Raw genomic sequence first — 12,614 nt, 5'->3', positions numbered from 1 at the left:
GCGGCCTTGCGCCGCCCCGCGATCGAAGCTAACGAAGCTTAGACGGATCAGGCAGCCTGGTGGTGCTTGATCTGGGACTTGCGGACCTGGGCGCGGCAAGCGTCGCCGAAGGCCTGGAACATCTTGATCGAATCGGGGTTCTTCGCCGCCTGCCACTCCGGGTGCCACTGCACCGCGAACAGGAAGGGCGAAATGCTCGGGGCGTGGATGGCCTCGACCAGACCGTCTTCAGCATGGGCAATCGGCTCGATGCCGGCACCGAGCTTGCGCAGGCCTTGGCCGTGCAGCGAGTTGACGCGGATCTCGTCGGTGCCCAGGGTGTCGCGCAGCCAGCTGCCTGGGTTGATCTTCACGCCATGCACTTGGGCGTATTGCACTTCAACCGGGTCTTCCGGGTTTTCCCGGTGGTCGTTGAAGCCGGGCTCGGCGTAGACCTTCTGGTAAATGTCACCGCCCAGGGCCACGTTGATTTCCTGCATGCCGCGGCAGATGCCGAAGATTGGCAGGCCGCGCTTGATCGCGGCTTTGACCAGGGGGATGTCGAACAGGTCGCGGTTCTGGTCCTGGCCTTTGCCGGGGGTTTGGTTTTCCTGGCCGTAGAGGGCGGGGTCGATGTTGCTGCCGGCACCGGTCAGGTACACGCCGTCGGCCATGTCGAGGTAGGTCTCGAGGTCTTCGACGCCGCAGCAGGTGGGCACCAGGACCGGGACGCAACCTGCGAATTCGACCAGCGGGGTGATGTATTTGTGGGTCATGACTTGATAGTCATGGCCTTTGCGCTCTTGGCTGCCCATGGTCATCAGGACGATGGGTTTGCGCAGGGAGGGTTGCTTGTTGCCAATGTTGCTGTTGGACATATGTCACCTTGGGACAGGTCATGCCTGTCGTTGTTGTGCAGGCGCACGGCCGGGGCCTTGAGTGCTGCCTGGAGCCCCGAGCACTGCCGGCTCGCCTTGCGGGCGATGTCGGTCGGGGCCTGAGTCATAGCTTGCCAGAGCCGTTCGATATGTCAAACGAGTGGCGTGGGGTGAAGGTGCCTGTTTTCGGGGGCTTGAGGGTGGCCGGGCCTTTGGCGACAAGGGTTTGGCGGGGACGCAGGTCAATAATATTTAACGACGCAGTCGGGTCTTTGCATCGGCGCAATGATGAGGCCTGGTGGATGGTCGAGGCGGGGTGTTCAGGTAGGGAGGTGGTGGAGAGCGCTTGGGGTCAAGTTCAGGTTCTGTTGTGTTATTGCAGCGGCATCATGGTGTGGAATCAATAGTGTGATTCAAGTTTCTTGATCTTGATCTTGATCTTGATCTTGATCTTGATCTTGATCTTGATCTTGCTTCTAAGCGCGCGATAGTTCAGGCGCCACCAATTGCGACTTCAGGAGGCCGAGCGGAGTTCTTGCGAAGGGAGGTGACGGGCATGGATGCCCGTCAAGCGCTGCGCCCCAGGATGGGGCGTTCAGCGCGGCCCTCCCGGGAGCAAGAACGGAGCGAGGGGACCCCGGAGCGCAGCGTAGGGGCCGGATGAATGGAGCGAGGATTTTTTGGTTCCTTTTTGATCCTTCAAAAAGGGACCCGCCGTAAGGGCGGAAAGGTGACTGTGCGTCGCCATCGCCAATGAATGAGCGTATAACTTTCAAGACCCACGCTCCGAAAGTCAAAGTCAAAGTTAAAGTCGGTCGGCGTGGGTTTCTACAGATGTAAGCGCATTCATTTGCTATGTCGACGCATAGTCACCTTTTCGCCATTACGGCGAGTCACTTTTTGTCAAACGCGACAAAAAGTAACCAAAAAACGCTGCGCTCCATTCATCCGGCCCTCCGCTTCGCTCCGGGTCCCCTCACTCCGGCCTTGCTCCCGGGAGGACCGCGCTGAACGCCCCATCCTGGGGCGCAGCGCTTGACGGGCATCCATGCCCGTCACCTCCCTCCGCAAGGCCTGCGTTCGGCCTCCTGAAGTCGCGAAGGTACGGGCGGCGTCTGCACTGGCGCAGCTGCCGCTAGCGGACGACGAGGCTGGACTTACGGATTTTCAGAGCAACAACAGAGCAACAACAGAGCAACAACAGAGCAACAACTGCTTGATTGGTCATCCAGCCTACAGGCCGTGTCACCCCGTTGGCTCCCGCCTGTAAACATCCGTAAATCGCTAATGCAGGATCTGCTTGAGAAACGCCTGAGCCCGCGCGGTCCTGGGCTGTCCGAAGAACTCCTCCGGGGTGCTGTCTTCGATGATCTGCCCACCCTCGAGAAACAGCACCCGCTCGGCCACCTGCCGGGCAAAGCCCATCTCGTGGGTCACGCAGAGCATGGTCATGCCGGTGTCGGCCAGTCGCACCAGCACGTCGAGCACCTCGGCGACCATCTCCGGATCGAGCGCCGAGGTCGGCTCGTCGAACAGCATGATCCGCGGTTCCATGCACAAAGCCCGGGCAATGGCCACACGCTGCTGCTGACCGCCGGAGAGCTGGTTGGGGTACTTGTGCGCCTGGTTCTCGATCCCCACCTTGCTCAGGTACAGCCGCGCACGCTGCTCGGCCTCCTGGCGCGACAGCCCGCGCACGCTCATCGGCGCCAGCAGGCAGTTGTCGAGCACGCTCATGTGCGGGAACAGGTTGAAGTGCTGGAACACCATGCCGATCTCGCTGCGTACCTGGCTGGCCTGGCGGCTGTTGCCGGCCAGGTCGATGCCGGCCACCTGGATGCTGCCCTGTTCGGCGACCTCCAGGCGGTTGATGCAGCGGATCAACGTCGACTTGCCCGAGCCCGACGGGCCACAGAGCACGATGCGCTCGCCCTCGCGCACCGACAGGTCGATATCGTGCAGCACCTGGAAGGCGCCGTAGTGCTTGTTCAGGCCCTCGATACGGATCAATTCCGGACGTGTATCGGCGGCAGGGGACAGGCGGGCAAGGCTCAGGGGGGCGGTCATGTTGTTGTTCTCCCGCTAAAGTTCAGTCGAAACGCGCGGCGCTGTAGGGCGCCGGGTCGGTGAAGGGACGCTCGCCGGTCAACAGCTCCGCCAGCAGGCGGCCGCTGACCGGACCCAGGGTCAGGCCGTGGTGGGCGTGGCCGAAGTTGAACCACAGGTTGCGGTGTCGTGATGCCGGGCCGATCACCGGGCGCATGTCCGGCAGGCACGGGCGACGGCCCAGCCATGGCTTGTCGTCGAGTCGTTCACCCAGGGCCGGGAACAGCTTGCGCGCCAAGGCCTCGCAGCGGCGCAACTGGATCTCGTTGGGCGCGGCGTCGCTGGCGGCGAATTCGATGCCGGTGGTCAGGCGCACGCCACGGGCCATCGGCGCCAGCACATAGCCGCCCTGGGTATCGCAGATCGAATGCTTGAGCTCGGCATCGGCGCGGGTGCTGTAGTGCATGTGGTAGCCGCGCTTGATACCCAGGGGAAAGTGGTAGCCCAGGCGCTCGTACAGCTCGGCGGACTGCGGGCCAAGGCAGGCCACGACCTCGTCGGCACTGACCGTGCCGCGGCGGCTGTCCAGCTGCCAGCCGCCCTCGACCTGGCGCAGGCTGCGCGCGTCCCCATGGAAAAACTGCCCGCCGCGCTGGACGAACAGCGCGGCATAGCCGCGGGTGAGGCCGCCGGGGTTGCTCACGGTCTTCGGGTCGAGCCAGTGAATGCCACCGATGACGTCACCGTCGAGCTGTTGCTCGCGGGCTTGCAGCGCCGCGCGGTCGAGAATCTCATAGCGCAGGCCATAGCGGGCCAGGCCCGGCAGTTCCTGCTTGGCCTTGGTGAACAGCGTGCTGTCGCGGTACACCTCGATCCAGCCTTTGTCCTGTACCAGTGCCTGCAACCCGGCGGCCTCGATCAGCGCGTCGTGTTCCTCGACACTGCGTTGCACCAGCGGCAGCATGTCCGCCGCGGCCTTGGCCAGGCGCCCTGGTGCCGACTGTTGCCAATATCGCAACAGCCAGGGCGCGGCCTTGGGCAGGTGAGCAAGGCTGTAGCGCACATCGGGCTGGCGGTTCAGGCCATAGCGCAGCAGCGCGCCGAACTGGCGGGGGAAGGCATAGGGGATCACGCTGGAGCGTTCGATCAGCCCGGCGTTGCCATGGCTGGTGCCGCTGCCCGGCTCGTCGCGATCGATGAGGATCACCTGGCGCCCGCGGGCTTGCAGGTGCAGTGCGGTGCTGACGCCGACGATGCCGGCGCCCAGGACGATGGTCTGGCAATGCATGGAACCTTCCTTCAATCAGTTCAGGTGGCGGCCCAGGCGGGCTTCCAGGTGTTTCAGGGTGCGTCGGACGATCTCCACGATCAGCAGGTACAGCACCGCCGCCCACAGGTAGATCTGGAAGTCGAAGCTGCGCGAGAAGGCCAGCTTGGTCACCCCCATCAGGTCATAGATCGTCACCAGCGAGGCGATGGCGCTGGCCTTGATCATCATGATCAGTTCATTGCCCAGCGGGCCGATGGCCACCAGCAGCGACTGTGGCAACACCACCTTGAAGAAGGTGGTCGAGCGCTTGAGGTTGAGGGCCCGGGCGGCTTCGTACTGGCCGGGGGCGACGGCCATCAGGCTGGCGCGGAAGATCTCGGCCTGGTAAGCGGCGGTGTTGAGGGTGAAGGCGAGCAGGGCGCAGTACCAGGCCTCGCGGAAGAACCACCACAGCCCGACGTCCTGCCAGAAGCCCTTGAGCGAGCCCAGCCCGTAGTACAGCAGGAACAGCTGGGCCAGCAGTGGCGAGCCGCGGAAGAAGTACACATAGCCGGCGGCCAGGCGTCGCAGGGCGCCGCGCGACGACATGCGCGCCAGGGCCAGCAGCATGCCCAGCAGTGCGCCGAGGGTGAACGAGATTGCCACCAGCTTGGCGGTCACCAGCAGCCCGTCGATGAAACGTGGGCCGTAGCGTTCCAGCAGGTCGGGGTCGAGCACGTAGGCCAGCAATTGCTCGAAGGTCATGGCCGGGCTCCTTGCAGGTGACGGTTGCTGCGCCGTTCGAGCAGGGCGAAGACCCGCCCCGAGAGCGCCGAGAACAGCAGGTAGACCAGGCAGGCCACGCCATAGAACAGCATCGGCTCCTTGGTCACGCTGACCGCCAGGTTGGTCTGGCGCATCAGGTCGATCAGCGAAATGGTCGACACCAGCGAGGTGTCCTTGAGCAGGCTCAGCCAGTTGTTCGACAGCCCCGGCAGGGCGATGCGCGTCAGTTGCGGCAGCAGGACCTTGAAGAACGCCGTGCGCCGGCTCAGGCCCAGGGCCGCGCAGGCCTCGAGCTGGCCCTTGGGCAGGGTCTTGAAGGCCATCAGCCAGATCTCGCTGGAAAAGGCGGCGAACACCAGACTGAAGGCGGCCATCGCGGCGAGGAAGGTGTTGATCAGTACCTCGCCTTCATAACCCAGGGCGGCGAGGATCTTCTGCGCGGCGATCTGGCAGCCGTAGTAGATGATCAGCAGGGTGAGCAGTTCGGGCAGGCCGCGAAACACCGTGGAGAAGGTGGTGGCCCAGGCGCGCGGCAGGCGTTTGCGCGAGCGCGCCGCGAGGGCTACCACCAGCCCCAGTGGAAGGCCGATGGGCAGGCAGGCCAGGGCCAGCGACACGGTGACCAGGGCGCCGGCCAGCAGCGCCTGGCCCCAGCCGCCACTGGCGAAGGACAGCAGGGAGAGTTGATCGAGCATGGGGAAGCCCCTGTGTGCGCACGCCATCCCTGTGGGAGCGGGCTTGCCCGCGAATGCGTCAGCGGCCGAGACAGGGTTGCCTGATCTGGCGCCTTCGCGGGCAAGCCCGCTCCCACAGGAGACCTGGTGGCTACTGGTAGATATCGAAGGCGAAATACTTGCTCGCGATCTTCTGGTAGGTGCCGTTGGCGACGATCGCTGCCAACGCCTCGTTCAGCCGCGTGCGCAGGGCCTGGTCGTCCTTGCGCACGGCGATTGCCGCGTCGGCCTTGGTACCATCGACATCGCCGAGGATCTTGCAGCAGTCCTGGCTGTTCTTGTTCAGCCATTCGTGCAGCGGGAACTTGTCGGCGATCACCCCGTCCAGGCGTCCGGCGGCAAGGTCGGCGTTGGCTTCGTCGAGGGTCGGGTACAGCTTCACGTCCGCGCCGGCCTTGCCATACACATCCTCGGCGTAGATCGCCTGGGTCGAGGCCGACTGGGCACCGACGGTGTAGCCCTTGAAGTCGGTCTGCGCGTCGCTGATCGGGCTGTCCTTGGGCACCGCCACGGTCAGTGGGGTGCGGTAGTAGTGGTCGGTGAAGGCGATCTTCTTGCGCCGTTCCTCGGTATCGATCATCGAGGCGACCACGGCGTCATACTTGCGCGCCATCAGCGCCGGGATGATGCCCTCCCAATCCTGGGCCACCAAGGTGCACTCGACCTTCATCTGTTCACACAGGGCATGGGTGATGTCGATGTCGAAGCCGTGCAGCTGGTTGTTGGCATCGACGTAGTTGAACGGGGGATACGCGCCTTCCGTGGCGAAGCGCAGGGTTTCGGCGCTGGCGTGGCCCGCCAGCAGCAGGGCGCATGCGCCCACCATAGCCATGGTTTTGTTCATCTCGCACCTCTGTTCCAGCACTCTTGCTATTGTTGTTTGCCCGCCGGCCACGAGGTGTAGCCGACGAACTCGTTATGTAGAGCGGCAGTTGCTTCCAAGCGTGTTTCAACATCCGGTCCGAGCTTTTTGCAGACCTCGTTGACCATCAGGTGCACCCACGACAGCATGGTCGCGGTGGACTCCCAGAACAGATTGAATTCGGTGGGGATGCGGAACACCTCGTCGGCGTGTTCCTCGGCCCAGTCGCAGAAGGTGTCGGTGACCAGGGTCACCGGGATGCCCCGCGCCCGCGCCTGCTGGCACAGCTGCAGGGCATGGCGTGAGTAACGGCGCGCCTCGAACACCACCAGGGTGCTGGCCTGGGGCTGGCCCAGCAGCACATCGCCGAAATGCCCGGCGCTGCCGTCGACCAGTTGCACGCCATCGCGCAGGTATTGCAGCAGGTGGGCCATGCACATGGCCACGCCACGTTCGGTCTGGAACCCGGCGATGAATACCCGGGGCCGGTCGGCCAGGCGCCGGGCGACCTGGTGCCAGGTGTCGGTGCGGCTGTATTCGTGCACGCGTACCAGCGCGGCGATTTCCTTTTCCAGGCAGCCGTCATGGTCGGACGGGGCGCTGGCCTGGCGGTATTCCTGAAGGCGGTCGCCGACCAACCAGGGGCCTTGGCCCAGGTCGCTCTGCAAATCCTGCTTGAGCGCCTTGAGGTGCGCGTAGCCGAGCGCGCGGCAGAAGCGGCCGACACTGGACTCGCTGACGTCGAGCTTGGCGGCGATGCTGGCGGAGGTCTGGAACGGCAGTTCATGCAGGTTGGCGAGCATGTAGCTGGCGATCTTGCGGCCGGAGGCGGCAGCGCTGTGCAGGCTGCTTTCCAGGCGTTGCCTGATCGATGGGCTCATGGACGGCTCCGGCTGATTTCTGGCGTGGGAATGAAAATGGCTGTTTTCTGTCATCAAGTCAATATTTGACAGATAGCTGTCATTCGCGGGAGAGTCGAGGGCGTTGCGCTGTAGCGAATCCAATTCCAATAAGGAGCTCCAGATGTCCGCACCTACCACCGGCGCTGTCGTGCGCGTGCCATTTGCCGAACTGCAGGCGCTGTTACAGGCGATCTTGCAGCGCCACGGTTGCAGCGCGGCCGTGGCCGCCGTGCTTGCCCACAACTGCGCCAGCGCCCAGCGTGATGGCGCCCACAGCCATGGCGTGTTCCGTATTCCCGGTTATGTATCGACGCTGGCCAGTGGCTGGGTCGATGGCCAGGCAGAGCCTGTGGTGAGCGATGTGGCTTCGGGGTATGTACGGGTGGATGCGCGGGGCGGTTTTGCCCAGCCGGCGCTGGCGGCGGCGCGTGCGCTGCTGGTGGCGAAGGCGCGCGCTGCCGGCATCGCGGTGCTGGCTATTCACAACTCCCATCATTTCGCCGCGCTGTGGCCCGATGTCGAACCGTTCGCCGAAGAGGGCTTGGTGGCCTTGAGTGTGGTCAACAGCATGACCTGCGTGGTGCCCCATGGCGCACGCAAGCCGCTGTTCGGCACCAACCCCATTGCCTTCGCCGCGCCTTGCGCCGGGCTTGATCCGATCGTCTTCGACATGGCCACCAGCGCCATGGCCCATGGCGATGTGCAGATCGCCGCGCGGGCCGGGCAGCGCTTGCCGGAAGGCATGGGCGTGGATGCCAGCGGCCAGCCTACCACCGATCCCCAGGCGATCCTCGAAGGTGGCGCCTTGCTGCCGTTTGGGGGGCACAAGGGCTCGGCGCTGTCGATGATGGTCGAGTTGCTGGCGGCGGCGTTGACCGGTGGGCACTTCTCCTGGGAGTTCGACTGGTCCGGGCATCCGGGGGCGAAGACGCCCTGGACCGGGCAACTGCTGATCGTCATCGACCCGTCCAAGGCCGAGGGTGAGCGTTTTGCCCAGCGTAGCCGCGAACTGGTGGAGCAGATGCAGGCGGTGGGGTTGAACCGCATGCCGGGCGAGCGCCGCTATCGCGAGCGCGAAGTGGCTGGGCGCGAAGGGGTGGCGCTGAGCGAGCAGGAGTGGGTGGGGTTGCAGGCGTTGGTGGGGTAGGCCCTCTGTGGCAGCGGGCCGCGAAGCCAGCGTGGTGGTGCCTGGCACCGGCTGCGCCGGTGTTCGCGGCTGAAGCCGCTCCCACAGGGATCGCGCCGGCTTCAGGGCATACGCTAGGCCTGTGGCAGCGGGTTTACCCGCGAAGCAAGCATCGCGGTGTTTGCGACTGAGGCTGCTCCCACAGGTGTCACGCCGGATTGAGAAATCTCAGCAAGGCAGTTGAACGCGAGTTGACACCGGCTCTTTGCAAGGCTGCCATATGCGATTGCCGGCCAGGGGATGTAACCCGTGTCGGCAGGCGGTATTCTCGATACCTTCTTTTTCGCGACCCCATCCGTACCAAGGAGCTGCACGCTGTGTTCAAACATGTCGATGCCTATGCCGGCGACCCGATCCTCTCGTTGATGGAAACCTTCAAGGCCGATCCGCGCGCCGACAAGGTCAACCTGAGCATCGGCCTGTACTACGACGAAGCTGGCGTGGTGCCGCAGCTGGCGGCGGTGGCTGAGGTGGAAAAGCGCCTGGCCGGGCAACCCCATGAAGCCTCGCTGTACCTGCCGATGGAAGGCCTGGCCAGCTACCGCCAGGCGATCCAGGCGCTGCTGTTCGGTGCCGAGCACCCGGCGGTGAGCGCGGGTCGGGTGGCCACGGTGCAGACCGTCGGCGGCTCGGGCGCGCTGAAGGTCGGCGCCGACTTCCTCAAGCGCTACTTCGCCGGCTCTGAAGTCTGGGTCAGCGACCCGACCTGGGATAACCACCGGGCGATCTTCGAAGGCGCGGGCTTCAAGGTGCACAGCTACCCGTACTTCGACCAGGCCAGTCGCGGCGTCAACTTCGCTGGCATGCTCGAAACCCTGCAGACCCTGCCGGCCAACAGCATCGTGCTGCTGCACCCGTGCTGCCACAACCCCACCGGCGCCGACCTGGACCAGCAGCAGTGGCAGCAGGTAATCGAGGTGGTCAAGGCACGCCAGCTGATCCCATTCCTCGACATCGCCTACCAGGGCTTCAGCGAATCGCTGGAGGCCGACGCCTACGCCATCCGTGAGATGGCCCGCGCCGGCGTGCCGTGCCTGGTGAGCAACTCGTTCTCGAAAATCTTCTCGCTGTACGGCGAGCGGGTAGGGGGGCTGTCGGTGGTCTGCGACGACGCCGACAGCGCCGCCAGCGTGCTTGGCCAGCTCAAGGCCACCGTGCGCCGCAACTATTCCAGCCCGCCGTGCTTCGGCGCCCAGTTGGTGGCCGGCGTGCTCGGCGATGCCGGCCTCAATGCGCAGTGGGTGGCGGAAGTCGAAGTGATGCGCAAGCGTATCCTCGACATGCGCCAGGGCCTGGTCGACCTGCTTGGCGAACTGCTGCCGGGCCAGGACTTCCAGTTCTTCGTGCGCCAGCGCGGCATGTTCAGCTACACCGGCTTCAGCGTCGAGCAGGTGCGTCGCCTGCGTGACGAGTTCGGTGTGTACCTGATCGACAGCGGCCGGGTGTGCATGTCTGGCCTGCGTCCGGCCAACCTGCGCCAGGTGGCCGAGGCATTCGCCGCCGTCTACAAGGGCTGACCCGCCTTTACCGCCAGCCCTTTCAAGGTGTTGAGAATTGGCGTCCGACTTAGACTTGGGGTCGCTTTGCGACCCATTCCGACCGGTCCGACGCCTCGGCAGGGCCGCTCCTACAGGTGACCGTGCCGTCCTGTAGGAGCGGCCTTGTGTCGCGAAAGGGCTGCAACGCAGCCCCGGCAATCTTGAATTGAAGCGGCCACATCCGAAAAACGCAAAGACCTTGAAAGGGCTGGCCTTTACCGCGGGGCATTTGTCCTTCAGAAAAATCTTGTTCTTGTACAGACAAGTGCAACCGTCCCTCGGCCGGGGCTTCCCCAAGTGCAACCTTTGCATGCACAATCGCGCCTCTCTTCCCCGGTTGAGTTGGGCGAATCGTCTATTTCGCCATTCTCAGCCTGTTGCAGTCTTGCGAGTGGAGCTTCACCCGGAATGAATGAGCAGGCCCCAAGCGTTGAACAACGCTTTGTAGAATCGACCCCCGCCACCCTCGGCAGTTGGTCGCGTCAAGACACCACCTGGATGCTGGGCCTGTTCGGCACGGCCATCGGCGCTGGAACCCTGTTCCTGCCCATCAACGCCGGCCTCGGCGGCTTCTGGCCGCTGCTGGTGCTGGCCTTGCTGGCCTTCCCCATGACCTATTTCGCCCACCGCGGGCTGACCCGCTTCGTGCTCTCGGGCAGCAAGGTTGGCGACATCACCGAGGTGGTCGAGGAGCACTTCGGCATCACCGCCGGTGCGCTGATCACCGTGCTGTACTTCTTCGCCATCTTCCCGATTCTGCTGATCTATAGCGTGGCCCTGACCAACACTGTCAGCAGCTTCATGGAGCACCAGCTGCACATGGCCCCGCCGCCACGGGCGATCCTGTCATTCCTGCTGATCCTTGGCCTGCTGGGCATCGTGCGCTGCGGCGAGCAGGCCACGGTCAAGGTCATGAGCCTGCTGGTCTACCCGTTCATCGTCGCCCTCGCGTTGCTGGCCCTGTACCTGGTGCCGCACTGGACCGGTGGCATCCTCGACACCGCTTCCCAGGTGCCGTCGGGCTCGGCCTTCCTGCACACCGTGTGGCTGGCGATCCCGGTGATGGTGTTCTCGTTCAACCACTCGCCGATCATCTCGGCCTTCGCCGTCGACCAGAAGCGTCGCTACGGCGAGCATGCCGATGAGCGCAGCGGCCAGATCCTGCGTCGCGCCCACCTGCTGATGGTGCTGATGGTGCTGTTCTTCGTGTTCAGCTGCGTGCTGACCCTCGATAGCGCCCAACTGGCCGAGGCCAAGGCGCAGAACCTGTCGATCCTGTCGTACCTGGCCAACCACTTCGAACAGCCGGCCATCGCCTTCGCCGCGCCGCTTATCGCCTTCATCGCCATCGCCAAGTCGTTCCTGGGCCACTACATCGGTGCCAGCGAGGGCCTCAAGGGCATGATCACCAAGGCCGGCATGCGCCCGGGCGCCAAGGCCCTGGACCGCGTGGTCGCCGCGCTGATGCTGGTGGTGTGCTGGATCGTCGCCACCCTCAACCCGAGCATCCTCGGCATGATCGAATCCCTCGGCGGGCCGATCATCGCCGTGCTGCTGTTCCTGATGCCGATGTACGCCATCCGCCGCGTGCCTTCCATGCGCAAGTACAGCGGCGCGCTGTCGAACCTGTTCGTGGTGGTCGTCGGCCTGGTGGCCCTGACCTCGGTGGTGTACGGCCTGCTGGCCTGATGCCGCGCTGACAGCAAAAATGCCCGGGTCGGTTGTCGCCACCCGGGCATTTTTTTGTCCACAATAATTGTCTGGCAATACAACAATTTCATGTTTGCGTATAGGCACTTGCGCGGCTTCATGCTTAACTCGGGGTCTTTTTCCAAACCCGCATAAGGATTTCCGCCATGGCTCAAGTGACGCTCAAAGGTAACCCGGTACAGGTCAAAGGCGAGCTGCCCAAGGCCGGTGCCCAGGCGCCAGCTTTCTCCCTGGTCGCCGGTGACCTGTCCGACAAATCGCTGAAAGACTTCGCCGGCAAGCGCAAGGTGCTGAACATCTTCCCAAGCGTCGACACCCCGACCTGCGCCACCTCGGTGCGCAAGTTCAACGCCCAGGCCAATGACGTGGCCAACACCGTGGTGCTGTGCATCTCCGCCGACCTGCCGTTCGCCCAGGCGCGCTTCTGCGGTGCCGAAGGCCTGGAGAACGTTAAGAACCTGTCGACCCTGCGCGGTGTCGAGTTCCTGCAGAACTACGGCGTCGCCATCGCCGACGGCCCGCTGGCCGGCCTGGCCGCCCGTGCCGTGGTGGTACTGGACGAGCAGGACAAGGTGCTGCACGCCGAGCTGGTGGGCGAAATCGCCAACGAGCCGAACTACGAGGCGGCGCTGGCTGTACTGAAGTAAATCGCGCCACCCTGCGGGAGCGCCGGTGTTCGCGGCTGAAGCCGCGAACACAAGTTACACGCGGTTACGGCCTGGGCCCCGTCCCAGGCCGTTTTCA

The 12,614-nt window shown here is 64.4% G+C and carries 11 protein-coding genes; 4 read left to right on the top strand and 7 right to left on the bottom strand.

The window, feature by feature from the left end; genetic code table 11:
• Window positions 1-47: 47 nt before the first annotated feature.
• The 7 genes from HU772_RS14445 to HU772_RS14415 all read right to left on the bottom strand — a co-directional run bounded on the left by HU772_RS14445 (window position 48) and on the right by HU772_RS14415 (window position 7,415).
• Window positions 48-857: a gamma-glutamyl-gamma-aminobutyrate hydrolase family protein gene (locus HU772_RS14445; RefSeq protein ID WP_186654311.1), complete on the bottom strand. Its 810-nt coding sequence runs from the start codon at window positions 855-857 to the stop codon at window positions 48-50.
• Window positions 858-2,141: 1,284 nt separating this feature from the next.
• Window positions 2,142-2,924, bottom strand: coding sequence for an amino acid ABC transporter ATP-binding protein (locus HU772_RS14440; RefSeq protein WP_186654314.1), 783 nt, complete (start codon window positions 2,922-2,924; stop codon window positions 2,142-2,144).
• 22 nt (window positions 2,925-2,946) lie between these two features.
• Window positions 2,947-4,191 (bottom strand): NAD(P)/FAD-dependent oxidoreductase, encoded by a 1,245-nt coding sequence (locus tag HU772_RS14435; RefSeq protein ID WP_186654321.1) that lies wholly within the window; start codon window positions 4,189-4,191, stop codon window positions 2,947-2,949.
• Between the two features lie 15 nt (window positions 4,192-4,206).
• Window positions 4,207-4,917 (bottom strand): ABC transporter permease, encoded by a 711-nt coding sequence (locus tag HU772_RS14430; RefSeq protein WP_186654327.1) that lies wholly within the window; start codon window positions 4,915-4,917, stop codon window positions 4,207-4,209.
• A complete protein-coding gene (locus HU772_RS14425) occupies window positions 4,914-5,633 on the bottom strand; it encodes an ABC transporter permease (RefSeq protein ID WP_186654340.1) in 720 nt (239 codons plus the stop codon). The genes HU772_RS14430 and HU772_RS14425 overlap by 4 nt, the downstream gene beginning before the upstream one ends.
• A gap of 130 nt (window positions 5,634-5,763) precedes the next feature.
• Entirely contained in the window at window positions 5,764-6,516 is a 753-nt protein-coding gene (locus HU772_RS14420; RefSeq protein ID WP_186654345.1) for a transporter substrate-binding domain-containing protein, read from the bottom strand.
• Between the two features lie 26 nt (window positions 6,517-6,542).
• The gene (locus HU772_RS14415) at window positions 6,543-7,415 is read right to left on the bottom strand and encodes a MurR/RpiR family transcriptional regulator (protein ID WP_186654352.1); all 873 of its coding nucleotides are present in this window, start codon (window positions 7,413-7,415) and stop codon (window positions 6,543-6,545) included.
• Window positions 7,416-7,557: 142 nt separating this feature from the next.
• Between HU772_RS14415 and HU772_RS14410 the strand changes: the two genes are divergently transcribed.
• The 4 genes from HU772_RS14410 (at window position 7,558) to tpx (ending at window position 12,517) form a co-directional block, all read left to right on the top strand.
• On the top strand, window positions 7,558-8,583 hold the full coding sequence (locus HU772_RS14410) for an Ldh family oxidoreductase (RefSeq protein ID WP_186654359.1): 1,026 nt from the start codon (window positions 7,558-7,560) through the stop codon (window positions 8,581-8,583).
• Window positions 8,584-8,939: 356 nt separating this feature from the next.
• Entirely contained in the window at window positions 8,940-10,139 is a 1,200-nt protein-coding gene (locus tag HU772_RS14405) for an amino acid aminotransferase (protein WP_186654367.1), read from the top strand.
• Between the two features lie 429 nt (window positions 10,140-10,568).
• On the top strand, window positions 10,569-11,849 hold the full coding sequence (locus HU772_RS14400; protein ID WP_186654374.1) for a serine/threonine transporter: 1,281 nt from the start codon (window positions 10,569-10,571) through the stop codon (window positions 11,847-11,849).
• Between the two features lie 167 nt (window positions 11,850-12,016).
• Window positions 12,017-12,517 (top strand): thiol peroxidase, encoded by a 501-nt coding sequence (gene tpx, locus HU772_RS14395; protein ID WP_186654381.1) that lies wholly within the window; start codon window positions 12,017-12,019, stop codon window positions 12,515-12,517.
• Window positions 12,518-12,614: the final 97 nt, after the last annotated feature.

The organism is Pseudomonas xantholysinigenes, assembly GCF_014268885.2.
Lineage (GTDB): Bacteria > Pseudomonadota > Gammaproteobacteria > Pseudomonadales > Pseudomonadaceae > Aquipseudomonas > Aquipseudomonas xantholysinigenes.
This window is presented reverse-complemented; position numbering and strand designations above follow the sequence as displayed.